We start from the raw sequence: 22,699 nt of genomic DNA, 5'->3' as shown, positions 1-22,699 counted from the left end.
GACGCGATGTCTGATCGACCCATATTGACGACGAGTGCCGGAGCCCCGGTGCCGGACAACCAGAATTCGCTGACGGCCGGCCCGCGCGGCGGCGTCATGATGCAGGACTATCAGCTTATCGAGAAGTTGTCGCATCAAAACCGCGAGCGCATCCCCGAGCGCGCCGTGCATGCCAAGGGCTGGGGCGCCTATGGCACGCTGAAGATCACTGGCAACATCTCGAAATACACCAAGGCCAAGGTTCTGCAGCCGGGCGCCGAGACGCCGATGCTGGCGCGCTTCTCCACCGTTGCCGGTGAGCTTGGCGCCGCCGATGCCGAACGCGACGTGCGCGGCTTTGCGCTGAAATTCTATACGCCCGAGGGCAATTGGGACCTCGTCGGCAACAACACGCCGATCTTCTTCGTCCGCGATGCCTACAAATTCCCGGATTTCATCCACACCCAGAAGCGTCATCCGAAGACCAACCTGCGCTCGGCCACCGCCATGTGGGACTTCTGGTCGTTGTCGCCGGAAAGCCTGCACCAGGTCACGATCCTGATGTCCGACCGCGGATGTCCGGTCTCGCCGCTGCACATGAACGGCTACGGCTCGCACACCTTCTCGCTCTGGAACGATGCCGGCGAGCGCTACTGGGTCAAGTTCCACTTCAAGACCCAGCACGGCCACAAGCACTACACCAATGCCGAGGCGGCTGATGTGATCGGTCGGACGCGCGAAAGCTACCAGGAAGCGCTCTATGGCGCGATCGAGGAGGGCAATTATCCGCGCTGGACGCTTCAGGTTCAGGTCATGCCCGAGCTCGAGGCGGAAAAGACCCCCTACAATCCCTTCGATGTCACCAAGGTCTGGCCGCATGCGGACTATCCGCCGATCGAGGTCGGCGTGCTGGAGCTCAACCGCAATCCGGAGAACTATTTTGCCGAGGTCGAGAACGCCGCCTTCTCGCCGTCCAACATCGTGCCCGGCATCGGCTTCTCGCCGGACAAGATGCTGCAGGCGCGGCTGTTCTCCTATGCCGACGCCCACCGCTATCGGCTCGGCACGCATTACGAGCACATTCCGGTGAACAGGCCGAAATGCCCGGTGCATCATTATCACCGCGATGGCCACATGAACACGTTCGGTGGCATCCAGACCGGAAATTCCAACGCCTACTACGAGCCGAACTCGTTCAACGGCCCGGTCGAGCAGCCCTCTGCGATGGAGCCGCCGCCGCGCATCAGCGGCGACATGGCTCGCTTTGACCACCGCGAAGGCAACGACGACTACAGCCAGCCGCGCGCGCTGTTCAACCTGTTCGATGCCGGCCAGAAAGCGCGCCTGTTCTCCAACATCGCCGCGGCGATGCGCGGCGTGCCGGGGCTGATCGTCGAGCGCCAGCTTGCGCATTTCAAGCGGGTCCATCCAGACTATGAAGCCGGCGTGCGCGCGGCGCTTCACGCGGCTTATGGCTACGAAGCGGAGGCTGTCGGCGCGGCAGCCGAATAGACCGGTGGCGAGGTCGGCCGCGTGCCGATCTCCGGATAAGAAAAAGGCCACGCACCGGCTTGGTGCGTGGCCTTTCTTGTCTCTGCGTTCCGCTCTTACCAGCCCGGCAGCATATGGCTCTGCCGGAGACGCGGATAACGCGGGAAGCCCTTGATATCGGCCTCGAGGTCGTCGTTGGCGCTGATCGGCGTGATGTTGTCCAGGCAGGCGGTGATGTGGTTGCTGATCGCGTTCGAAAGCGAGGGCGACAGGCCCGGCCGCTTCATGATGCCGATCTGGACCGGCGCGAGCGCCGGGAAGCCGTCGGCAAGCGTCAGGACCTTCATGCCCGGCCGCAGCGCCGATTCCGGTAGGACGGAGACGGCCATGCCCGCAAGCACCGCGGCGGCGACGACCGTCGACGACCAGCTGGTGAACAGGATCTGGTACTCCCTCCCCGTTGCGTCGAGTGCGGCGCAGGCCGCCTGGCGCCACAGACAGTCGCGCCGGCCGACAGCTAGCGGGATCGGCGCGTTCTCGGGCAGCGGATGGTTGATCGAGCTCACCCAGCAGAGCGGCTCGGTTCGCACCACGTCCGACGCGCGGGCGCGCGGATTGTGGGTGACGAGCGCGATGTCGAGGTCGCCCTTGGCCATCTTTTCGGCGAGGTCCACGGAGGGCTCGCAGACGATGTACAGCTCGACATTCGGATGCGTCTTGGCAAACCGCATGATGATCTCGGGCATGTAGCGGTCGGCATAGTCGTCGGGCGTGCCGATCCGGAGCGTGCCTTCGAGGCGGTTGTCGTCGAAGGAGGCGATCGCCTCGTTGTTGAGGCGGATCATCCGGCGTGCGAAATTGAGCAGCCGGTCGCCTTCGACCGTCAGCCTGTTGCCGCGGCCGTCCTTCATGAACAGTGCCTTGCCGATGCGCTCTTCCAGGCGGCGCATCTGCATGGAAACGGCGGATTGAGTCTTGAAGACCCGGTCGGCCGCCTTGGTGAAGCTGCCCGTATCGGCGATCGCGACAAAGGTCTGGAGCTGATCGATATCAAGGGGTGCGGACATGGCCGTGATGCATCCATAAGATTGTTTGATGAATATCATTAAAAACATTCGTTGGACTGATCAATAAGGATTTGCGATCTATCGGAAGCAAATTCATCGATCCCCGGCCGGCAATTTCGCCGGCGAATCCCAAACTCTTTGGCCCGCCCCTGCGTTCGACCTCCCCGCAGGGGATGGGCTTCTTCGTGCCTGAAAGGAGAAATTGTCATGCGCACGACACAGCACGCCCTCGATCTCGACCTCGTTGCCGGAAAGCATTCCTATGCCTCCCGCGCCGTCGGCGTGACAGGCATGCTCACGTCCGTATGGCAGCAACTCCGAAACCGCTATGCGATCGGCCGTCTGAATGACCTGGATGACCGTCAGCTCCTCGACATGGGGCTGAAACGCGAAGATGTGCGCGAGGCGACCACCTCGCCCTTCTTCGACAATCCGGCCAGCTACCTGACCCGCGCGTCGCGAAACCGGGCGAGCCTCTTCTACAAAGGGGCCCGCCACGACTGAACGTACCCCAATGGCGCATCCCGCCGCTTGAGATGTGCCAGTCGAGCATGATCCGCGAAAGCCTGCCGCCGCCGCGGGTCATGCTGCGAATTTCAGAGTTTCGGCGCTGCTGACCTCAAGGGTCGCGTGCCCAAACGTTCCCCGCAGGGTAGAGCCAATAGACCCTGCCGCTTGGCCCGGTGCATGACCAAGACATGTACCGGGCCTTTTTCTTTCCGAAGCTATTAGAGACAACGCGCTGACGCCGCGCAGGCGATCGCTGTGTCCGATGGAGGCGCGGGATGTCTTTCGTCGGGGAGGGGTGGCCTCAGCCCTTTGTGCCGGGGCCGGCCTTGTAGAGGTCGAACAGCGCCTCGACGTTCTTCTGGTATTCCTTCTGCATCTCCAGCCCGGTGTCGAACATGCTGTTCATCACCTGGGAGAATTGGGCCAGCGCCGGATTGTCGGGTGCCGGCTTCTGCGCGCCGGCGGCACCCGCCTGCATCATGTCCTGAAATGCCTTGACGAAGGGGTTGTCGGCAAAGACGTCAGCTGTCTTCGGCTTCTCTTCCTTTTTCGGAGCCATGCCGAAGAAACCCTGCATTGCCTGGGTGAAGGGATTGTCGAACGGGTTCGGCTGCGGTTCCGCCTTCTTGGCGAAACCGGCCGCTTCCATCCATTGCCGCATCGCGGTTGCCATCGGATTGTTGGCAAAGGCACCGCTTGCGGCGGCAAACTGGCCGGTCGTCTGCTTGAACAGCCCGCCCATCAGCGTATCGGCCATGACAGGCAGCATCTGCTTGTAGATTTCCTGGCTGATGCCGGTGACCTGGGCCGCCTGCGCGGCGATCGCGCGCGACATTTCCTTCGAGCCGAACAGTTGTCCGAGAACGCCGTTGCCGTCGGCCATGCCCTGCGGCGTAAAGGCCTGGCTCATGTCTTCGAAGTATTTGGCGTAGTTGCCGCTGCCAAGCGCGGTCAGCAGGGCGCCGAAGTCATAGGGGTTGGCGGTGTTGCGCTTGAAGGCGGCGGAGAAGGCCGGCAGCAGTGCCGCCGTCGCCTTCGTCATCTGCTCCTGGGCGATGCCGAACTGTTGCGCCATCAACTCGATGGCCTTGCCGTTCTGTGCCTGCGCGAACATGTCGAAAAGCGGTGCCATCCCAGTTCCCCTTTATGGACGCGCGGCGCTTTAAGCGACGCATATCCTTGCACTATAACGGGAAATCGGGGCCTGGGAACCGCTTTTTGAAGGGGCGCGACAGGCGTCGCGCGCCCGTGTGGGCCTTAGTACTGGTATTCGGCGAAGACCGGATCGACGGAGCCGTTCCAGCGACCATTGTAGAGCGCCAAAAGGTCTTCCGCGAGCGTCGCCTTCTTGGCCAGCACCTCGTCGAGCGGCGCCAGGAACTGGCTTTCGTCGATACCGTCGCCGTTCAGCCGGTTGCGGCGCTTCAGGCCGCCACGCGAAATGGCGATGACCTCGCGCGCGATGTCGTAGAGGCTGCCGCTGCGGAACTTGGCGGCAAGCGCCTGCGCCGGCACGGCGTTGCGCATGGCGCTCACCTCTTCGAGCGTCCAGTCACGCGTCAGTGCCTCGGCGGCGTCGAGTGCTTCGCCGTCGTAGAGCAGGCCGACCCAGAAGGCCGGCAGCGCGCAGATCCGCCGCCACGGGCCGCCATCCGCGCCGCGCATTTCGAGGAAGCGCTTCAGGCGCACGTCGGGGAACAGCGTCGACAGATGGTTGGTCCAGTCGCCCATGTTCGGCTGCCAGTCGGCGACCTCGCCCTTGAGCGCGCCGCCCATGAACTGGCGGAAGGTGATATGGGTGCAATCGTGGTAGTGGCCGTCGCGCACGACGAAGTACATCGGCACGTCCAGCGCCCACTCAACGTAGTCGGCAAAGCCGAAATCCGGGCGGAAAGCAGACGGAAGCAGGCCGGCGCGCTGGTTGTCGGTGTCGCGCCAGATGTCGCCGCGCCAGGAGAGCAGCCCGTTCGGCTTGCCATCGGTAAAGGGCGAGCTGGCAAACAGCGCCGTCGAGAGCGGCTGCAGCTTCAGGGACACCTGCATCTTGCGGCGCATGTCCTCTTCCGAGGAGAAGTCGAGGTTCACTTGGATGGTGCAGGTGCGGTACATCATGTCGAGGCCCTTGGTGCCGACCTTGGGCATGTAGCGGCTCATGATGCCGTAGCGCGATTTCGGCATGCGCGGCGTTTCTTCGAAGGTCCACTTGGGGCTGCCGCCGATGCCGAGGAAACGGATGCCGAGCGGCTCGGCGACTTCGCGCAGGACCGCCAGATGCTGGTTCGATTCCTTGCAGGTTTGGTGCAGGTTTTCGAGCGGCGCGCCGGAAAGCTCGAACTGTCCACCCGGTTCCAGCGAGATCGCGCCGTTGCCCGATTGCTCGGCAAGGCCGATGATGTTGCCTTCGTCGATGATCGGTTCCCAGCCGCTCTTCGCCGCCATGCCGTTCAGAAGCGCCTGGATGCTGGCCTCGCCGAAATAGGGGACAGGGCTGTTATCCGCCTTAAAGAAGGCGAACTTTTCGTGCTCCGTGCCGATCCGGAACCGCTCCTCCGGTTTCGAACCTTCGGCCAGGTAGGCGGTCAGGTCAGCGACAGAGGTTACCGGCGTCTGGTCGGTGGTATCTCGGGCCATGAGCGTCTTCTTTTGTTTGGGCGGCTCCCGCAGGTTAGCGGGAGATGATGGAGGCTGCTTGAACCGTTATCAGGTGCGGTGCAAGTCAATTTCTTTCAAGATCTCATCAAAAAAACTAGGACATTTGCTTGCTCTGGAGCAAGCACCGCGGAAATGGGGTTTGTTGACCCAACTCTGCCTTGTCGCAGTGATCGCCTTCTTCTAGGGGAGCGAGCGGCGTCCGATTTGCTTGGCAGCGACCGGCTATCGCCAGTCGCCGACAGTGGCCTGGATGACCGCCATGGCGGCGACCGCTGCCGTGTCGGCCCTGAGGATGCGGGGCCCAAGCGGAATGGCGGTCACGAAATCGAGGCTGTGCAACAGTGTGCGCTCTGTTTCCGAGAAACCGCCTTCCGGGCCAATCAGAAGTGCGAGCTTCTCTTCCTTGATGCTGGAGAGGATCGGCAGCGGATTCTGGCTGTCGCTGCCTTCGTCGCAGAAGATGATGCGCCGGTCGCCCGGCCAGGTGGCGAGCAGGTCTTCGAGCCGGCGCGGCTCCGCGACATCGGGAATGCCGAGCACGCCGCATTGCTCGGCGGCTTCGATGACATTGGCGCGAACGCGCTCGATGTTGCCGAGCTTGCCCTGCACGTGCTGCGTCATGACCGGCTGCAAGGTGCCGCTGCCCATTTCGACAGCCTTCTGCACGAGATAGTCGAGCCGCCCGACCTTGAGCGGGGCAAAGAGGTAGACGAGGTCGCAAGGCTTAGGCTGCGGGCGCGTCTGCTCGACGGGGGTGAGCACCAGCCGCTTCTTGGCTGCGAAGGAAAGCTCGGCCCGCCATTCGCCATCGCGCCCGTTGAAGACCAGGATCGAGGTGCCCTCTTCGTAGCGCAGCACGTTCACCAGGTAGTTGAACTGCTCCTTGGTCGCCTCGTGCGCCGAGCCGGCGCTCAAGGAGTGTTCGACGAACAGTCGCTGCATGCGAAAATTGGCGCGCATCGAGAGGACCTTCAGGTGAAAATGCCGGAGAGGATGAAATAAAGCACGGCCGACAGGGCCGCCGATGCCGGGACGGTGATGACCCAGGCGCCGATAATGGTGAGGAAATGCGAGCGGCGCACGAGCCGCCGGCGCCGAACTTCGGCGAAGTTCGTTTCGGCCGATTCCATGAAGTCGGCCTGTCCCGTTTTCTGTCGGACATACTCCAGGCGCCGCTTGGAATTGCGGATGTACCATTCGCGGAAGAAGCCGACGCCGAAGACAGCGCCGACGGCCGTGTGGGTCGAGCTGATCGGCAGGCCGAGCGCGGATGCCAGAAGCACGGTGACGGCGGTGGCAAGCGCGACGCAGAAGGCGCGCATCGGGTTGAGCTTGGTGATCTCCTGGCCGACGACGCGGATGAGCTTCGGGCCGTAGAGCAAAAGACCGATCGAAATGCCGAGCGCGCCGATCGCCAGTTCCCATAAGGGGGCAGGCGACTTGTCCGTGGTGACGACGCCGTCGAGCGCCGAGACGATCGCTGACAACGGCCCGATGGCGTTGGAGACGTCGTTGGCGCCGTGGGCGAAGGAGAGCAGCGCGGCGGCCACGATCAATGGCAGGCGGAAGAGCCGGCGCAGCGACTGGTTGCGGTTGTCGAGCCCTTCCGATTGCCTGACGATCCACGGCTTTGCCTGCAGATAGACCGCGAAACCCGCAACGACGCCGGCGGCAAGGCCCACGGGCATGCTTATCGCTGCCACCTGAACCAGGGCGATCACCGCGAGATAGGCCGTGAAGCAGCCGGCGGTCACGCCGAGGATGACCGGCATCCATTGCCTGGCCGCGGCGATCTTGTCCTCGCGGTAGATGATGAATTCCTTGAGGAAGGCGAGGAAGGCGGCGGCGATTGCGCCGCCGAGTAGCGGTGAGACCGACCAGCTGAGCGTAATGCCGGCAAGCGACCACCATTGCACGCTGGAGAAGCCGGCGGCCGCGATGCCGGCGCCGACGATGCCGCCGATGACCGAATGCGTGGTCGAAACCGGCGCTCCGGAATAGGTGGCGATGTTGATCCACGCCGCCGAGGAGGCGAGGGCCGCCATCATGATCCAGACGATCGTCTGCGCGCCGAGCACGTCTTCGCCGTAGACGATGCCGGCCTCGATCGTCAGCGAGACCTGCCGCCCGGCAAGCAGAGCCCCGGCGATTTCGAAAATGGCGGCGATGGTGAGTGCCGTTGCCATCGACATCGCCTTGGCGCCGACGGCCGCACCGACGTTGTTGGTCACGTCGTTGGCGCCGATGTTCATGGCCATGTAGCCGGCGATGGCGGCAGCCGCGATGATGATCGGCGCGGTTGCTGAACTCGTCACGAAGCTCGCGGCAAAGGCCATGCTCAACAGCAGGAATAGCCCGGCGAGCGCGGGCGCCGCCAGGCTGCGCTTGACATGCTGCGAGGCTTCTTCGGCAAGGCTGAACTTGTCGAGGTCTTTATCGATCGTCTGTTTTGCGAGGTGCGTGCGCGGCTTGGCCACTGCCGGAAACTCCATTGTCACAACGGCCACTAAGGCCACTGCGACACGCATTCAAGTGGATTTGATGGACATCCGTGTGGCGCAGGCCGGGAACCCGTGTCGGGAGGCTTTGAATGTCCTCGGGGGACGGACGGAGAGATTAGCCGTTCACGGCCTTCGGGATCGGCGTTGACGCGCTCTCCATGCGCTCGCCGAAGGCGAGGATGAGATCTTTCAACGACGGTTCGGCAACCCGTGAGGCTGCTTCCCTGTAGTCGACCCATTCGAGCTGCCGGCGCCCTTCCTCGGGGAAGTGCTTGCAGAGGTCGTCGACTTCCAGCGCGTGGACCTGCACCTTGACCGAAATCTTCAGGCCGTGGTCCATGCGTTTCTGATAGAGATAGTACCCGGCGGTCGCCTTCTGCACATGCCCCTTGACGCCGGCCTCCTCGTAGGCTTCGCGCTCGGCCACTTCGTGGGCGCGCTTGCCCTGCATCGGCCATCCCTTGGGGATGACCCAGCGGCCCGTATCGCGGCTGGTGATCAGGAGGATTTCGAGAGCCTTGGTCTTCTTGCGGATCCGATAGCAGAGCGCGGCGTACTGCATGCGCGCCGGTCGACGCAGCATCAATTGGACATCGGATGCGAGCCTGTTCAAGAAGTTCAAGGTCGTCTGTGCTCCTCTCGGCGAATCAGTGATCTCAGTTGCTTTGCCGGCCAGTATGGCAGCGTCCTGTAGCGTGTAAATGTCGCGGTCATTCGGCAGCCGGATATGCCGCTTGCTTTCCGCAGAACTGTGGTCCGGATACGACAGGATATGGTGTTTTCGCGGCAAGTTTACAAACCGACCGACAGCCATACGTTGTCTTCCGATCACGATTGGTTGCGGGCTGGAACGGTCCGAGATCACAAGGGCGATCGGTTCCGCCCCGGGGAGGCAGCTGCGGAGGCGGAGCCGAGGGTGGCGTAGGCCGATCCATCAGTTCGCGCGGTCGCGCTGCTGCATGCGCAGCCGGGCGATGCGGTTCCATTCTCCGGTGCGTTCCGCCTCGCGGGTGGCGGCGGCGACGAAGTCGATATGGTTCTGCGAGGCGGCTTTCGCCTTCGCCGGATCCCTTGCCATGATCGCCTCGTAGATCGCTTCGTGCTGGACGAGAAGCCGGTCGCGCGCGCCCGGCGCATCGAACACCGAATTGCGATGGAAGAAGATGCCTTGCTGCAGCAGACGGTAGCAGGCGCGCAGCGTGTGCAGGAGAATGATGTTATGGGCGCTTTCGCCGATCGCCTGATGCAGTTCGATGTCGGCTTCGAGTTCGGCATCGAAATCACCGGCGGCGTGCGCCTTGCGCATGCGCTCGATGATCCGTGTCAGGATGTCCCGGTCGTAATCGGTCGCGCGGGTCGCCGCCAGTTCCGCGGTCAGACCCTCGAGCTCGCGCCGGTATTCGAGGTAGTCCTGGGTCGCCTTGTGATGGCGCGCGATGAGATCGATCAGCGGCCTGGAAAAGATCTGCCCGACGACGTCGGCGACGAAGGTGCCGCCGCCGTGGCGGCTTTCAACGAGGCCGCGCCCTTCGAGTTCCTTCAGCGCCTCGCGCAAGATCGGCCGCGAGACGTCGAAGCGCTTGGAGAGCTCCCGCTCGCCGGGCAAGCGGTCGCCGTCGCGCAATACACCCTCGAGGATCAGAAGTTCGATTTGCTGCACGACCTCGTCCGCCGTGCGGCTGTGGCTGATACGGGCGAAAAGGTCGATCTGGTCTTCGGTCACGTCTGGTCTCCAGACCACGAGGATTTCGGCCGGGTTTCGTCCGAAATCGCGGATGGTCGGTTTGCAATGCGGCAAGGGCGGTGGAAGAGCGTCGATGCTCGGCGCTCCTCCCATCAGCGCCGCAATCTAGGCAGGTCGCGGCAAGTGGTCAATTTGATTGTCCACTTGGCTGTGTCCGATGGGATGCGACTGACAAAAGTCAAACTGCGGCAATGCGTCCTTTGTTCTTTTGCTCTTTCCGTTGATAAGGAAGTCGTGATGAACGCGTGAGGGGGACAAGGCGCTTCATGGCAAAGGGTAGTTTTGCATTTCCAGTGGCGCCGATGCGCGCCGTCGCCTTGGGCGAGGTTCATTCGCGCCCTTACGCGCTGGTGACCACGCCACGGGTGATCTTTCAACTCGCCTTCCTGACGGATGGCGGCTCGATCGTCGACCATGCCGTTCTGTCGGAGCTGACGCGAGCGCGCGGTATCGCGCCGCCGGGACGTGACGCCAACCACCATGCCATGCCGTGGGGGCAGGGCACGTTGCGCTGGGAGCGGCATACGGAGTTTTCGACCTATTTCTGGGATGCGCCGGCGCCGGAGCAGTTCGGCGGCGAGGTGCCGATCCATCCCTTCGGCGACGGCTTTTCGCCGCCAGGCTCGCTGATCTCCGGAATCCGCCTGGAGATCCGGCCGGATACGCCCGAAACCCGCGAGGCGATCAAGCTCTTCGATCCGACGAGCCTCTGTTTTAGCGAGACCAAGAACGGCCAGGCGGTGATCGTGACCGACTTCCGCCAGAACGGCGACGGCCTGACGCAGATCCTGGTGATCGATTGCGGCATGACCGAAGCCGGCACCGGCGCGCTCGTCCAACGCCTGCTCGATATCGAGACCTACCGCACGCTGGCGATGATGGGCCTGCCGCTTGCGCAGGCGCTCTCGCCGGAAATCCGCCGGACCGAGGACGGATTGACGGCGATAACGCAGCGCATGAAGGAAAACGTGCGCGAAGAGGCCGACGACATGCTGGCCGAGATCACCCGGCTCGCGGCCGATCTCGAGGCCGGTGCCGCGCTCAGCCTCTATCGCTTCGGCGCCAGCCGCGCCTATTACGGCATCGTTCAGGAGCGCATCCGCACGCTCGCCGAAACACCCGTGCCGGGCTACGAGACCGTCGGCACCTTCCTTGAGCGCCGCCTCGCGCCGGCGATGCGCACCTGCCAGTCGGTCGAGGAGCGTCAGGCCAACCTGTCGCGCAAGCTCGCCCGCGCGACAGCGCTGCTTCGAAGCTGGGTCGATGTCGAGCTGGAGCGGCAGAACAGCGCGCTTTTGAACTCGATGGACCGGCGCGCCAGACTGCAGTTGCGCCTGCAGCAGACGGTCGAAGGTCTGTCGGTTGCCGCCATTTCCTATTACGTCGTCGGGCTGTTCGGCTATCTCGCCAAGGCGGTCAGCCACGAACTGCCGATCGATCCCGGTCTGCTGACCGGGCTTGCCGTGCCCTTCGCTGTCGCCGGCGTCTGGTTGATCGTGCGCCGCATCCGGCGGCACCACGAGGACAGCGAGCACAAGTAAGCAATTCCAGCAAAAGTGCGCAGCGGTTTTGCGTCCGGAATTGCGAGAGGCAGGCAATTCCAGCAAAAGTGCGCAGCGGTTTTGCGTCCGGAATTGCGAGAGGCAGGCAATTCCAGCAAAAGTGCGCAGCGGTTTTGCGTCCGGAATTGCGGAAAACAAAAAAATCCAGCCCGGTCCGGCTACTGTTCCCAGTAGGGGATCGGTCCGTAGAGTTCGGCGAGATAGTCGATGAACAGGCGCACCTTGGCCGGCAGGAACTGCCGGCTCGGGTAGACTGCCGAGAGCGTCAGCTGCTTCGAGCCTTCCCATTGCGGCAATACCTGCACCAGCTGGCCGCTGCGCAATTCCGGGCCGATATCCCAGGTCGAGCGCAGTGCAATGCCGGCGCCGGCGATGACGGCGGCGCGCACGATCTCCGAGGAGTTGGTGACGAGCGGCCCTTCCGGGTGCCAGACCAGCGCGCCCTCGGGCCCTTCGAGTTTCCAGTTGTCGTTGTTGTGCGCCGGCAGGCAGAGATGGCTGGCGAGGTCGCCGATCTCTTTCGGTGCGCCGTTGCGGGCGATGTAGTCCGGCGAGGCGCAGAGCAGGCGGCGCACGGGGGCAAGCTTGCGGGCGACCAGCGACGAATCCACCAGTTCGCCGATCCGAACCGCCATGTCGAAGCCTTCCGCGACGATGTCGGTGAATTCGTCCGTCAGCACGATATGCAGCTTCAGATCCGGGTGGTCCTTCATGAACGTCGTCAGATGCGGCGCGATGTGCATGCGGCCGAAGGAAGTGGGCGCCGATATCCGCAGCACCCCGAGCGCATGCGACGAGCGGCCCGAGGCGTAGGCTTCAGCCTCCTCGATGCCGGTCAGGATGCCGAGCACCCGGTCGTAAAACCCCTGGCCGGCTTCCGTCAGCGAAATCTGGCGTGTCGTGCGCTGCAGCAGGCGCGTTCCGAGCCGGTCTTCGAGTCTCTTGATGCGCTTGGAGATCACAGCTGGGGAAAACCCCAGCGCCCGCCCCGCTGCCGACATACTGCCGGTGGAAACGACCCGTGCAAAAATCTCAAGATCGCCTAAATTCGTCATCAATCGTTGCCATTGTTTCCAAAACGGAAAAGCTCAATAGCATTTGCGAGGCCTCTGTCCTAGTGGTAAAGAAAATGAACCAATCGATACGCGGCGGGAGGAGCTGATGGCGGAGACAATCGGTTTTCTGCAGCCGAAACTAGAGGTTATCGCCCGGCGTCGCGAGATTGTCGCCGACCTCTCGGACCTCTTGCCCGAGGGCTGTCTGATCAGCGACGAGCGCGGACTGAAGCCGTTCGAGACCGATGCCTTCATCGCCTATCGCCGCATGCCGCTGGCGGTCGCCTTGCCGGAAACCACCGAACAGGTGGCGGCTCTTCTGAAATATTGCAGCCGCTACGGCGTTCCGGTCGTGCCGCGCGGTGCCGGCACCTCGCTTTCGGGCGGCGCCATCCCGCAGGAGGATGCGGTCGTCATCGGCCTCTCGAAGATGTCGCGCATCCTCGATGTCGATCTCTTCAACCGCACGGCGACCGTTCAGGCGGGCGTCACCAACCTCAACATTTCCGAGGCGGTCTCCGCTGACGGCTTCTTCTATGCGCCCGATCCGAGCTCGCAGCTCGCCTGCACGATCGGCGGCAATATCGGCATGAACTCCGGCGGCGCCCATTGCCTGAAATATGGCGTCACCACCAACAATCTGCTCGGCGTGAAGATGGTGCTGTTCGATGGCACCGTCGTCGAACTCGGCGGCAAGGCGCTGGATGCGGCGGGCTACGATCTGCTCGGCCTCGTCTGCGGCTCGGAAGGCCAGCTCGGCATCGTCACCGAGGCGACGGTGCGGCTGATCGCCAAGCCGGAGGGAGCCCGCCCGGTGCTCTTCGGCTTCTCGTCTTCGGAAGCGGCCGGTGCCTGCGTCGCCGACGTCATCGGTTCCGGCATCATCCCGGTCGCCATCGAGTTCATGGACAAGCCGGCGATCGAGATCTGCGAAGCCTTCGCCCATGCCGGCTACCCGCTCGATGTCGAGGCGCTTTTAATCGTCGAGGTGGAAGGCTCCGAGCCGGAGATGGATGCCGTGCTCGCAAGCATCGTCGCCGTTGCGCGCCGCCACGGGGTTGCGACCATCAAGGAATGCCAGTCGGCCATGGAAGCGGCCGCGATCTGGAAGGGCCGGAAATCCGCCTTCGGCGCCACCGGCCGCATCGCCGACTATATCTGCATGGATGGCACCGTGCCGCTCAGCCAGCTGTCGCATGTGCTCGCCCGCACCGGCGAGATCGTTGCAAGCTATGGCCTGCGCGTCGCCAATGTCTTCCACGCCGGCGACGGCAACATGCATCCGCTGATCCTCTACAACATCAACGATCCGGAGGATGCGGCGCGCGCCGAAGCCGCCGGTCACGATATCCTGAAGCTTTGCGTCGATGCGGGCGGCTGCCTGACGGGCGAGCACGGCGTCGGTATCGAAAAACGGGATCTCATGCTGCACCAGTACAACCAGATTGACCTCGACCAGCAGATGGCGGCGCGCGCCGCCTTCGATCCGCAATGGATCCTGAACCCGTCCAAGGTCTTCCCGCTTAAAGGGCGTCCCGCCGCATGATCGTGCATTTCGAACCGGCCAGTGAAGAGGGGATTGCGACCGTCGTTCGCGCCATGGCGGCGGACAAGGCGTCGCTCGCGGTAATCGGCGGCAACACGCGCTCCGGTCTCGGCAATCCGGTGCGCGCCGACCGGGTGCTGTCGACCCGCCGTTTGTCCGGCATCGTCAGCTACAACCCGGCCGAAATGACGATCACCGCGCTTGCCGGAACGCCGTTGCGCGAGATCAACGAGGCGCTCGCCGAAAACCGGCAGATGCTCGCTTTCGAACCGATCGATCACCGGCCGATCTTTGCCTCCTCGGGGGAGCCGACGATCGGTGGGGTCTTTGCCGCCAATGCGTCCGGTCCCAGGCGCTATGTCGCCGGTGCGGCCCGCGACAGCCTGCTCGGCATTCGCTTCGTTAACGGCGAGGGTGAGGCGATCAAGGCCGGCGGACGGGTGATGAAGAACGTCACCGGCCTCGATCTGGTCAAGCTTCTGGCCGGCTCGCACGGCACGCTTGGCATCCTCACCGAAGTCACCTTCCGCGTCCTGCCGCTGCCGCCGGCGTCGCAGACCATCGTCGTCTCCGGGCTGAACGATGCGGAGGCCGCGGCGGTCATGGCCGAGGCGATGGCGCAGACGACAGAGGTTTCCGGCGCGGCGCATCTGCCGGAGAGCGTGCGCGGACGGTTCCTGGATGGCAGCCTTCCGGATGGTGCGGCCACCGTGCTGCGCCTCGAAGGGCTCGAGGCATCCGTTGCCATCAGGGCCGAGAAGCTGACGAAGGCGGTCGGCCGCTTCGGCGCAGTGACGCGGCTCGATTCATCGCAGACAGCAAAGCTCTGGACTGACATCCGCGACGTCAAACCCTATGCCGACGGTACCAGGAGGCCGCTCTGGCGCGTGTCCGTCGCCCCGTCGCTCGGCCATCAGCTGGTGGCTGCCCTGCGGCTGCAGACCGGCGTCGACGCCTTCTACGACTGGCAGGGCGGTCTCGTGTGGTTGCGCATGGAGGCCGATCCGGAAGCGGAACTGGTGCGCCGCTACATCAAGGTTCTCGGTGGCGGCCACGCGACCCTCGTCAGGGCCGATGATAGTTACCGCCAGGCCATTCCATCGTTTGAACCGCAGCCCTTGCCCGTGGCACAGTTGAGCGAGCGCGTGCGCGCGAAGTTCGACCCGCACCGCATCTTCAATCCCGGCCGCATGGCCGCCAATTCCTAAGCGCCTCCGCGAGGGAACAGGAGAGACAAGAATGAGCGATGATGGTCCGCAGACACCGTTCTCCCGGGAGACCGATCGCTGGCTGGAGCCGGGCAAGATCAATGTCCAGGTGATCTATGTCCTCTATCTCGTCGGGTTTGCGGTGGGCATCACTCCGGTCATCGGCGTCGTCATGGCCTATCTCAACCGCGGCAAGGGCGCGCCCTGGGTCCAGACGCACTATGTCTGGGCGATCCGGACCTTCTGGATATCGCTGCTGTTCCTGTTGATCTCGCTGTTGCTGACGGTGGTGCTTGTCGGCATCCTCGGCTTCATCGCCACCGCCGTCTGGATCGTCGTGCGCTGCGTCGTCGGCCTGCAAAGGGCCGCGCGGGAGGAGCCGATCACCAATCCCGAGGGCTGGATGGTTTAGGCCGGCATGCAACCGGGGACCGGCCAAGTCGACGGAAGCTGAAATCAGAATGTTGCAATCGACCGCGGCGCCAAGCGCCCGGTTCCGCAGGACGAAGAGTGGAGTTCGCACTTGCAGACCAATTTTACCGCCGCGCAGCTCGCCGATCCGCACGTGGCCGAATCCGAGGCCATTCTGCGCAAGTGCGTGCATTGCGGCTTCTGCACCGCGACCTGTCCGACCTATGTGACGCTCGGCGACGAGCTCGATAGCCCGCGTGGGCGCATCTATCTCATTAAGGACATGCTCGAAAACGGCCGGGCGGCCGACAAGGAAACGGTCACCCATATCGACCGCTGTCTGTCTTGCCTCGCCTGCACCACCACCTGTCCCTCGGGCGTCGACTACATGCACCTCGTCGACCATGCGCGCGTGCATATCGAAAACACCTATCGGCGCCCGTTCAAGGATCGGCTGGCGCGTTCCGTGCTCGCAGCCGTCCTGCCCTATCCCCAGCGCTTCCGGCTGTCGCTGAAAGCGGCCGGCCTCGCCCGGCCGCTCGCCGGCCTGATGAAGCGCGTCGCCTTCCTGAAGACCTTCGGGGTGATGCTCGACCTGGCGCCGGCGGCCGTGCCTGAGCCCTCGGCATCGGCGACGCCCGGCGTTCATGCGCCCAAGGACAAGCGTGTCGGCCGCGTGGCGCTTCTCTCCGGCTGCGCCCAGCCGGTGCTGAAACCGGAGATCAACGAGGCGACGATCCGGCTGCTGACGCGGTTCGGCATCGAGGTGGTCGTTTCGGCCGGCGAAGGTTGCTGCGGCGCGCTGGTGCATCACATGGGGCGGGAAAACCAGGCGCTCGACGCCGCGCGCCGCAACGTCGATGCCTGGCTCAAGGTCGCCGACGAGGGCGGGCTCGATGCCATCGTCATCACAGCTTCGGGCTGCGGAACGACGATCAAGGACTACGGTCACATGCTGCGGCTCGATCCTGCCTATGCTGAGAAGGCCGCCCGGGTCTCGGCACTGGCAAAGGACATTACCGAATACCTGGCGACCCTCGACCTGCCGGAGCAGGAGGCGCGCGGCATGACGCTCGCCTATCATTCCGCCTGCTCGATGCAGCACGGGCAGAAGATCACGCTTGCGCCGAAGCAGCTTCTGAAGCGCGCCGGGTTCGCCGTGCGCGATCCGGCCGAGGGGCATCTCTGTTGCGGTTCGGCCGGCACCTACAACATCCTGCAGCCGGAAATCTCGGCGAAGCTGAAGGCGCGCAAGGTCAAGAATATCGAGGCGACGAAGCCGGACGCGATTGCGACCGGCAACATCGGTTGCATCACGCAGATCGCCAGCGGCACGAAAATCCCCATCCTGCATACGGTCGAATTGCTCGACTGGGCCTATGGCGGCGCGAAGCCTCAAGGGCTCTGAGACAAAGAAAAAGGCCGGCACCTTTCGGGAGCCGGCCTTTTTGTTGGGTGGAGGTCTCGGCGTAATCAGCCGCCAAAGATCTGGCGGAAGATATCGACGCCGCGATCGTCGAAATAGGTGTCGCCGGCCTTGCTGCCGGGGCCGATGACGATGACCTTGGTGCCGACGTCGGCGCGGTCGTAGAGATGCTCCACGTCCTCGTTCATCATGCGGATGCAGCCGGACGACATGTTCTGGCCGATGGTCCAGGGCTGGTTGGTGCCGTGGATACGGAAGATGGTGTCGCGGCCGCCCTTGTAGAGATACATGGCGCGGGCGCCGAGCGGGTTGTCGATGCCGCCCTCCTGGGTGATCGGCAGAATGCGGCCCTTGGCGGCTTCGCGGCGGCGCATTTCCGCCGGCGGCGTCCAGGTCGGCCATTCGGCCTTGCGGCCAACCTTCACCACACCCGACCAGCCGAAGCCGTCACGGCCGACGCCGATGCCGTAGCGCGTCGCGCGGTTCGGGCCGTCGATGTAGTAGAGAAACTTGTTGTTGGTATCGACGATGATCGTGCCGGGGGCTTCATCGGTGCGGAAGCGAACCTTGGTGCGCCAGTATTGTTTTGCCGGCTTCTTCGGAGTGGCCACGAGTACAACGTCTGACGACTTGACCTTGGGGCCTGCTACGGGCGCCGGCGTGAAAGCCGAGGCGCTGGCGGCCACAAGAATAGTGCTGGTCGCAATCGCGATTGCGACCACTTTGCTGGCATGACGCTTCATTTACGATTCCCTCTAAACCCTCGTTGCAGGCAGGCTATGCAAAATGCATCGAAGTTCAAGCGCGCGATACATCCGGTAGGTCAAACGTGATCACAAAACTTGCCTGTCCTCATGCCGCTGTTGCCTGAATATCACGCATCGGCAACAGCAACACGGGTGAGGAGAGGGGAATATTCTATGCTGTGCTGCAATTAAATGACGATAACCTTCGTGCCGACTTTGACGCGCTCGTAAAGGTCGACGACGTCTTCGTTACGCATGCGGATGCAGCCGGAGGAAACAGCATAGCCGATCGTCCAGGGCGCGTTGGTGCCGTGAATGCGGTAGAGCGTCGAGCCGAGATACATGGCGCGGGCGCCGAGCGGGTTTTCCGGACCGCCATCCATGCGCGCCGGCAGGTAGTGACCCTTGGCCGCCTCGCGGGAAATCATCTCCTGCGGCGGCGTCCAGCTCGGCCATTCCGCCTTGCGGGTGACCTTGTGGGCGCCCGCCCATTCGAAGCCGGGCTTGCCGACACCGACGCCATAGCGCCGTGCCTCGCCGTTGCCGGTCACCAGATAGAGGAAGCGGTTGTTGGTATCGATGACGATTGTGCCCGGCTTCTCCTTGCTCTCATAGGCAACCGTCTGCGGCAGGTACTGCGGGTCGAACTTCGATTTCACCGGCCGCTGGGCGCGAGTGGCGTTGGCCGGCTGAAGCAGCGGATTGACGACGCGGCGCTTGACCTGAGGCTGCGCGGCCTGTCCCTGCTGATAGTATTGTTTTCGGGTGGCCTGCGGAATCTGCTGCCGGTAGATCACCTGCCGCGCCCGGGGCTGCTGCCCGCCGAGCTGCATCACCCAGGGGGCGGTAAGATCAGGGCTGACGACGACAGGCGGCCTGTTCTGATACCGGTCCTGTGCCGCGGCCGGGCCGGCCACCAGTGTCAGAAGAGAGGCGGCTATAAGAAGAGACTTTTTCAACATCGGACGGACTCGCTACCTTTCGCCGAAAATCACTGAAGGGGGCGCAGTCTGCCCGAGAGCGGAATGCTCGAACGGACGGGTTGCGCCTTGGCAATGGGGGCGATCGTGTCATTTGGAGGGCGACCGAATGGTAAACGGTACCTCGTTAAAAGGCGAAGGCGCCGATAAAGCTTTGGGTAGGGTTATCCGCGGCTTTAGGAATCTGGTTTGCAAATGGTAAAGGCATAAAAATGAGCAGGATGGAGCAAAGAGGGCGATGACGGCCAAGGGCATTGTGATCGGTGAGGACGGATTTCTGCGCTGTGCCTGGCAGGGTAATCTCGACGATTATCGTCGCTACCATGACGAGGAATGGGGGCGCCCGGTCACCGATGACCGCCGCCTGTTCGAGAAAATCTGTCTAGAAGGTTTCCAGTCCGGCCTGTCGTGGCTGACGATCCTGCGCAAGCGCGAGGCGTTCCGCGCCGCCTTTGCCGGTTTCGATTTCGACGCGGTCGCAACCTTCGGCGATGCGGAAATCGAGCGTTGCCTTGCCGATACCGGCATCGTGCGTCATCGCGGCAAGATTGTCTCGACCATCAACAATGCGCGCCGCGCCCAGGAGCTGAGGCACGAGTTCGGGTCGTTGGCCGCGTATTTCTGGTCGTTTGAGCCGCAGGCGGCCGAGCGTCCGCAGGTGGTGACCTATGAGGCGATCGTCGCCAATCCGACGACCCCGACCTCGACCCGCATCTCCAAGGATCTGAAAAAGCGCGGCTGGACCTTCGTCGGCCCGACGACGATCTACGCTTTCATGCAGGCCATGGGCCTCGTCAACGACCACATCGAAGGCTGTCATTGCCGCACGGTCGTCGAGGAGCTGCGCGGCAAGCTTGCAAGGCCCCGGGCTCGCGTCGCCTGACGCGTGCGCCCGTCGTCCGTTTGGCGACTGGTTTTTGCCGATGGCAGTGGGATTGCGGGATCAGCCGTCGTTTTTGGCGAGCCACGCCTTCATCGTCTTGATCTCGCCTTCCTGCGCCTTGATGACCTCTTCGGCGAGCTTGCGCAGCGTTTCGTCCTTGCCGTATTCGAGTTCGACCTTCGCCATGTCGATCGCGCCTTGGTGATGGGCGATCATGCCGCGCACGAAGTCGACATCCGCCTTGCCGGTATAGGTGATGTCCATGTCCTTGTGCATGCGGGCATTGGCTTCGGCGAAGGCCTTGCTCGAAGGCGAACTGTCGCCCTTCGGCGCCGCGGCTTCGGTCGCGCCATGGTGCATGTTGCCGTGTCCGGACTCCTCGGCCAGCGCGGGAAAGCCGAGGCAGGCGGAAAGCGCGAAGGCGGCGATCAGCGGTTTCAGCGACATGGTGTTTCCTTCCTTATCTGATGTCCCGCGCCAAGAGACCGGCCGTGGCCGGCATCCTGGCACTCCATCAATCTAGGGAAGGGGTGTCTGCAGTTTCAACCCGTCCGTTCAGGCGTCAAGCGCCGGGCGCTCGCGTGGAAAGGCGAAAATGCCCTGCAGTGTGTTTTCACCGGTGGACGCGTCGAGCGACGACCGACCGACGCAGAAGAGCTGTGCCGCCTTCAAGTTTGGCAAGCGCACGAGTGCCGTGAAGCAGAATGAAGACGGCGATGCGGTTGCCTGTTCGAGAATATTGAGCACGGTCGCGCGATCCCGGTCGCCATAGGCGCGCACCAGGTCGACGATGCCGCAGGAGCGGGTGGAAGCGCCGAGCAGGGCGGCGGTTCGCTGGCCGAGGTGAAAGACGCCGCTGGCCAGATCGCAGCGCCATGTCTCGACGAAATAGTCGCTTTCATCGAGGTGGTCGATCCAGGCCAAGTGCGTCCCGAGATGCCCGGGTTGGATGGCTCCCGAGCCAGGTGTCATGAACCTCAACATGATGCCCTTCCTCTCGCCGCGCGGACGTGATGGCTCGTGCCAGAGACCGCCATGCCGCAAGGCGCTTCGATGCGTTGTTTGCCATTGAAGTGTTTCCCCGATGCAGTCATTGCAGCGAGAAGTCGTTTGTGGGTACTCGGCCCTTGGCCGCGAAGATAGCCGATCACCGGTGCGGCCGGAACGTCGTCGATCGGTCGGGCGATAAACTTTTAGTGATTGCATGCCGTCTAATACGCCTTGTGGTTGAGGTCAAGTCCTCCCCGGCGCGTCGCGATGGTGCTTGTCGATCCCGATGATGCGAAGCCGACCGTTGCCTGGCTCGGGCGCAAAGCGCCGGCGTATGGTCCGGGCGAACGCTTTGCGCGGTCCAAACCCTTGCCGCACCTCGACTGATCCGATAGGGAAAGCAGCCAACACGTGACAGTCCGGAATGCTCCCATGACCGAGAAACAGAAGAAACCGCAGAAGCTCAAGGCGCGTCTTCCGCGCGGCTTCGTCGATCGCTCCGCTGCAGATATCCGCGCGACCGACGAAATGATCGGCAAGATCAGAGCAGTCTACGAGCATTATGGTTTCGATCCGGTCGAAACGCCGCTGTTCGAATACACCGATGCGCTCGGCAAGTTCCTGCCTGACAGCGACCGGCCGAACGAGGGCGTCTTCTCGCTGACGGACGACGACGACCAGTGGCTGTCGCTGCGCTACGACCTGACGGCGCCGCTCGCCCGTCACGTCGCCGAGAATTTCAACGAAATCCAGCTGCCGTTCCGCACCTACCGTGCCGGTTACGTCTTCCGCAACGAGAAGCCCGGTCCCGGCCGCTTCCGCCAGTTCATGCAGTTCGATGCCGACACCGTCGGTGCTGCCGGCGTCCAGGCGGATGCCGAAATGTGCATGATGATGGCCGACACCATGGAAGCCCTCGGTATCGCACGCGGCGACTACGTGATCCGCGTCAACAACCGCAAGGTACTCGACGGCGTCATGGAAGCGATCGGTCTTGGCGGCGACGACAAGGTCAATGCCCGCCTGACGGTGCTGCGCGCCATCGACAAGCTCGACAAGTTCGGCCCCGAAGGCGTGCGTTTGTTGCTCGGCGAAGGCCGCAGGGACGAAAGCGGCGACTTCACCAAGGGTGCCGGGCTTAACGGCGAGCAGATCGACAAGGTCCTGTTCTTCGTCGGTATCCAGAATTATGCCGAAAGCGCAGACGAACTGGCAGCGCTCGTTTCAGGCACTGCCAGGGGTGGCGAGGGCGTCCAGGAACTCAACACGATCCGCAGCCTGGTCGTTAGTGCCGGCTACGAGGCCGACCGTATCAAGATAGACCCCTCGGTCGTGCGTGGTCTCGAATATTACACCGGCCCGGTCTTCGAGGCCGAGCTGCAGTTTGCCGTCACCAATGAGAAGGGTGAGAAGGTCGTCTTTGGCTCGGTCGGCGGTGGCGGTCGTTACGACGGCCTCGTGTCGCGCTTCATGGGCCAGCCCGTACCGGCAACCGGCTTCTCGATCGGTGTTTCCCGCCTGATGACCGCGCTGAAGAACCTCGGCAAGCTCGGTGCCTCGGACGTGCTCGCGCCTGTTGTCGTCTGTGTGATGGACCGCGATATCGAGGCGATGGGCCACTATCAGCGCTTCGTGCAGCAGCTGCGCCATGCCGGCATCCGCGCCGAAATGTACCAGGGCAACAAGAAGAACTTTGGCGACCAGCTGAAATATGCCGACCGCCGTGGCTCGCCGCTTGCCATCATCCAGGGCGGCGACGAGCGCGCCGCCGGTGTCGTGCAGATCAAGGATCTGATCGAGGGCAAGCGCCTGTCCGGTGAGATCGAGGACAATGCGGCCTGGCGCGAGGCGCGCGTGGCTCAGGTTTCCGTACAGACGGCCGAACTGGTCGAGAAGGTGCGCGAGATGCTGGCGGCGCAGGCCGAGGATCGGGCAAGGGGCTGACGGT

21 protein-coding genes are annotated in these 22,699 nt (G+C 63.5%); 9 read left to right on the top strand and 12 right to left on the bottom strand.

Annotated elements, in window-relative coordinates; translation table 11 throughout:
- The first annotated feature begins 6 nt into the window (after positions 1-6).
- On the top strand, positions 7-1,491 hold the full coding sequence (katA, locus tag JVX98_RS18485; protein ID WP_205237048.1) for a catalase KatA: 1,485 nt from the start codon (positions 7-9) through the stop codon (positions 1,489-1,491).
- Positions 1,492-1,586: 95 nt separating this feature from the next.
- Here the strand turns inward: katA and JVX98_RS18480 are convergent, their stop codons facing one another.
- Positions 1,587-2,537 (bottom strand): LysR substrate-binding domain-containing protein, encoded by a 951-nt coding sequence (locus JVX98_RS18480; RefSeq protein ID WP_043618309.1) that lies wholly within the window; start codon positions 2,535-2,537, stop codon positions 1,587-1,589.
- A gap of 207 nt (positions 2,538-2,744) precedes the next feature.
- On the opposite strand from JVX98_RS18480, the gene JVX98_RS18475 reads away from it, so the two are divergent.
- Complete coding sequence (locus JVX98_RS18475; protein ID WP_192447723.1) at positions 2,745-3,041, top strand: DUF1127 domain-containing protein; 297 nt, start codon at positions 2,745-2,747, stop codon at positions 3,039-3,041.
- A gap of 307 nt (positions 3,042-3,348) precedes the next feature.
- Here JVX98_RS18475 and JVX98_RS18470 read toward each other — a convergent pair whose 3' ends face one another.
- The 6 genes from JVX98_RS18470 to JVX98_RS18445 all read right to left on the bottom strand — a co-directional run bounded on the left by JVX98_RS18470 (position 3,349) and on the right by JVX98_RS18445 (position 9,923).
- Complete coding sequence (locus tag JVX98_RS18470) at positions 3,349-4,179, bottom strand: DUF937 domain-containing protein (RefSeq protein WP_205237047.1); 831 nt, start codon at positions 4,177-4,179, stop codon at positions 3,349-3,351.
- 125 nt (positions 4,180-4,304) lie between these two features.
- Positions 4,305-5,678 carry a glutamate--cysteine ligase gene (locus JVX98_RS18465; protein ID WP_205237046.1) on the bottom strand — a complete coding sequence of 458 codons (1,374 nt, stop codon included), beginning with the start codon at positions 5,676-5,678 and terminating at the stop codon, positions 4,305-4,307.
- Positions 5,679-5,921: 243 nt separating this feature from the next.
- On the bottom strand, positions 5,922-6,659 hold the full coding sequence (locus tag JVX98_RS18460; RefSeq protein WP_192447717.1) for a 16S rRNA (uracil(1498)-N(3))-methyltransferase: 738 nt from the start codon (positions 6,657-6,659) through the stop codon (positions 5,922-5,924).
- 11 nt (positions 6,660-6,670) lie between these two features.
- Positions 6,671-8,176 (bottom strand): inorganic phosphate transporter, encoded by a 1,506-nt coding sequence (locus tag JVX98_RS18455; RefSeq protein WP_192447715.1) that lies wholly within the window; start codon positions 8,174-8,176, stop codon positions 6,671-6,673.
- A 139-nt stretch (positions 8,177-8,315) separates the two neighbouring features.
- Positions 8,316-8,822 carry an NUDIX hydrolase gene (locus JVX98_RS18450; protein WP_205237045.1) on the bottom strand — a complete coding sequence of 169 codons (507 nt, stop codon included), beginning with the start codon at positions 8,820-8,822 and terminating at the stop codon, positions 8,316-8,318.
- Positions 8,823-9,134: 312 nt separating this feature from the next.
- Positions 9,135-9,923: a FadR/GntR family transcriptional regulator gene (locus JVX98_RS18445; protein WP_205237044.1), complete on the bottom strand. Its 789-nt coding sequence runs from the start codon at positions 9,921-9,923 to the stop codon at positions 9,135-9,137.
- Positions 9,924-10,210: 287 nt separating this feature from the next.
- Here JVX98_RS18445 and JVX98_RS18440 point away from each other — a divergent pair, with 287 nt between their 5' ends.
- A complete protein-coding gene (locus tag JVX98_RS18440; protein ID WP_192447709.1) occupies positions 10,211-11,485 on the top strand; it encodes a DUF3422 family protein in 1,275 nt (424 codons plus the stop codon).
- Positions 11,486-11,664: 179 nt separating this feature from the next.
- On the opposite strand, the gene JVX98_RS18435 is transcribed toward JVX98_RS18440, so the two are convergent.
- On the bottom strand, positions 11,665-12,561 hold the full coding sequence (locus JVX98_RS18435) for a LysR family transcriptional regulator (protein WP_043618328.1): 897 nt from the start codon (positions 12,559-12,561) through the stop codon (positions 11,665-11,667).
- Positions 12,562-12,667: 106 nt separating this feature from the next.
- Here JVX98_RS18435 and JVX98_RS18430 point away from each other — a divergent pair, with 106 nt between their 5' ends.
- From JVX98_RS18430 to glcF, 4 genes are all read left to right on the top strand, one after another.
- Positions 12,668-14,107, top strand: a complete 1,440-nt coding sequence (locus JVX98_RS18430) for an FAD-linked oxidase C-terminal domain-containing protein (protein WP_205237043.1) — start codon at positions 12,668-12,670, stop codon at positions 14,105-14,107.
- Positions 14,104-15,315 (top strand): glycolate oxidase subunit GlcE, encoded by a 1,212-nt coding sequence (glcE, locus tag JVX98_RS18425; RefSeq protein ID WP_205237042.1) that lies wholly within the window; start codon positions 14,104-14,106, stop codon positions 15,313-15,315. The genes JVX98_RS18430 and glcE overlap by 4 nt, the downstream gene beginning before the upstream one ends.
- Positions 15,316-15,346: 31 nt before the next feature.
- Positions 15,347-15,727 carry a hypothetical protein gene (locus tag JVX98_RS18420; RefSeq protein ID WP_205237041.1) on the top strand — a complete coding sequence of 127 codons (381 nt, stop codon included), beginning with the start codon at positions 15,347-15,349 and terminating at the stop codon, positions 15,725-15,727.
- A gap of 111 nt (positions 15,728-15,838) precedes the next feature.
- Positions 15,839-17,134 (top strand): glycolate oxidase subunit GlcF, encoded by a 1,296-nt coding sequence (gene glcF / locus JVX98_RS18415; RefSeq protein ID WP_205237040.1) that lies wholly within the window; start codon positions 15,839-15,841, stop codon positions 17,132-17,134.
- A gap of 65 nt (positions 17,135-17,199) precedes the next feature.
- Here glcF and JVX98_RS18410 read toward each other — a convergent pair whose 3' ends face one another.
- Entirely contained in the window at positions 17,200-17,895 is a 696-nt protein-coding gene (locus JVX98_RS18410; protein WP_192447699.1) for a L,D-transpeptidase, read from the bottom strand.
- A 191-nt stretch (positions 17,896-18,086) separates the two neighbouring features.
- Complete coding sequence (locus JVX98_RS18405) at positions 18,087-18,860, bottom strand: L,D-transpeptidase (RefSeq protein WP_043618346.1); 774 nt, start codon at positions 18,858-18,860, stop codon at positions 18,087-18,089.
- 256 nt (positions 18,861-19,116) lie between these two features.
- Between JVX98_RS18405 and JVX98_RS18400 the strand changes: the two genes are divergently transcribed.
- Positions 19,117-19,761, top strand: a complete 645-nt coding sequence (locus tag JVX98_RS18400) for a DNA-3-methyladenine glycosylase I (RefSeq protein WP_205237039.1) — start codon at positions 19,117-19,119, stop codon at positions 19,759-19,761.
- 60 nt (positions 19,762-19,821) lie between these two features.
- On the opposite strand, the gene JVX98_RS18395 is transcribed toward JVX98_RS18400, so the two are convergent.
- Positions 19,822-20,208 (bottom strand): DUF305 domain-containing protein, encoded by a 387-nt coding sequence (locus JVX98_RS18395; RefSeq protein WP_205237038.1) that lies wholly within the window; start codon positions 20,206-20,208, stop codon positions 19,822-19,824.
- A gap of 108 nt (positions 20,209-20,316) precedes the next feature.
- Entirely contained in the window at positions 20,317-20,745 is a 429-nt protein-coding gene (locus JVX98_RS18390) for a hypothetical protein (RefSeq protein WP_205237037.1), read from the bottom strand.
- A 438-nt stretch (positions 20,746-21,183) separates the two neighbouring features.
- Between JVX98_RS18390 and hisS the strand changes: the two genes are divergently transcribed.
- Positions 21,184-22,695 carry a histidine--tRNA ligase gene (hisS, locus tag JVX98_RS18385; protein ID WP_205237036.1) on the top strand — a complete coding sequence of 504 codons (1,512 nt, stop codon included), beginning with the start codon at positions 21,184-21,186 and terminating at the stop codon, positions 22,693-22,695.
- Positions 22,696-22,699 lie beyond the last annotated feature (4 nt).

This window comes from Ensifer sp. PDNC004, from assembly GCF_016919405.1.
Taxonomy (GTDB): Bacteria; Pseudomonadota; Alphaproteobacteria; order Rhizobiales; family Rhizobiaceae; genus Ensifer.
The sequence above is the reverse complement of the archived record's forward strand: the minus strand, read 5'-3'. Positions and strand labels throughout refer to the sequence as shown.

Coding starts and splice junctions, on each gene's coding strand:
- katA (WP_205237048.1), top strand. CDS start 7: ATGTCTGATCGACCCATATTGACGACGAGTGCCGGAGCCCCGGTGCCG.
- JVX98_RS18480 (WP_043618309.1), bottom strand. CDS start 2,537: ATGTCCGCACCCCTTGATATCGATCAGCTCCAGACCTTTGTCGCGATC.
- JVX98_RS18475 (WP_192447723.1), top strand. CDS start 2,745: ATGCGCACGACACAGCACGCCCTCGATCTCGACCTCGTTGCCGGAAAG.
- JVX98_RS18470 (WP_205237047.1), bottom strand. CDS start 4,179: ATGGCACCGCTTTTCGACATGTTCGCGCAGGCACAGAACGGCAAGGCC.
- JVX98_RS18465 (WP_205237046.1), bottom strand. CDS start 5,678: ATGGCCCGAGATACCACCGACCAGACGCCGGTAACCTCTGTCGCTGAC.
- JVX98_RS18460 (WP_192447717.1), bottom strand. CDS start 6,659: ATGCGCGCCAATTTTCGCATGCAGCGACTGTTCGTCGAACACTCCTTG.
- JVX98_RS18440 (WP_192447709.1), top strand. CDS start 10,211: ATGGCAAAGGGTAGTTTTGCATTTCCAGTGGCGCCGATGCGCGCCGTC.
- JVX98_RS18435 (WP_043618328.1), bottom strand. CDS start 12,561: ATGACGAATTTAGGCGATCTTGAGATTTTTGCACGGGTCGTTTCCACC.
- JVX98_RS18430 (WP_205237043.1), top strand. CDS start 12,668: ATGGCGGAGACAATCGGTTTTCTGCAGCCGAAACTAGAGGTTATCGCC.
- glcE (WP_205237042.1), top strand. CDS start 14,104: ATGATCGTGCATTTCGAACCGGCCAGTGAAGAGGGGATTGCGACCGTC.
- JVX98_RS18420 (WP_205237041.1), top strand. CDS start 15,347: ATGAGCGATGATGGTCCGCAGACACCGTTCTCCCGGGAGACCGATCGC.
- JVX98_RS18410 (WP_192447699.1), bottom strand. CDS start 17,895: ATGAAGCGTCATGCCAGCAAAGTGGTCGCAATCGCGATTGCGACCAGC.
- JVX98_RS18405 (WP_043618346.1), bottom strand. CDS start 18,860: ATGTTGAAAAAGTCTCTTCTTATAGCCGCCTCTCTTCTGACACTGGTG.
- JVX98_RS18400 (WP_205237039.1), top strand. CDS start 19,117: ATGACGGCCAAGGGCATTGTGATCGGTGAGGACGGATTTCTGCGCTGT.
- JVX98_RS18395 (WP_205237038.1), bottom strand. CDS start 20,208: ATGTCGCTGAAACCGCTGATCGCCGCCTTCGCGCTTTCCGCCTGCCTC.
- JVX98_RS18390 (WP_205237037.1), bottom strand. CDS start 20,745: ATGTTGAGGTTCATGACACCTGGCTCGGGAGCCATCCAACCCGGGCAT.
- hisS (WP_205237036.1), top strand. CDS start 21,184: ATGACCGAGAAACAGAAGAAACCGCAGAAGCTCAAGGCGCGTCTTCCG.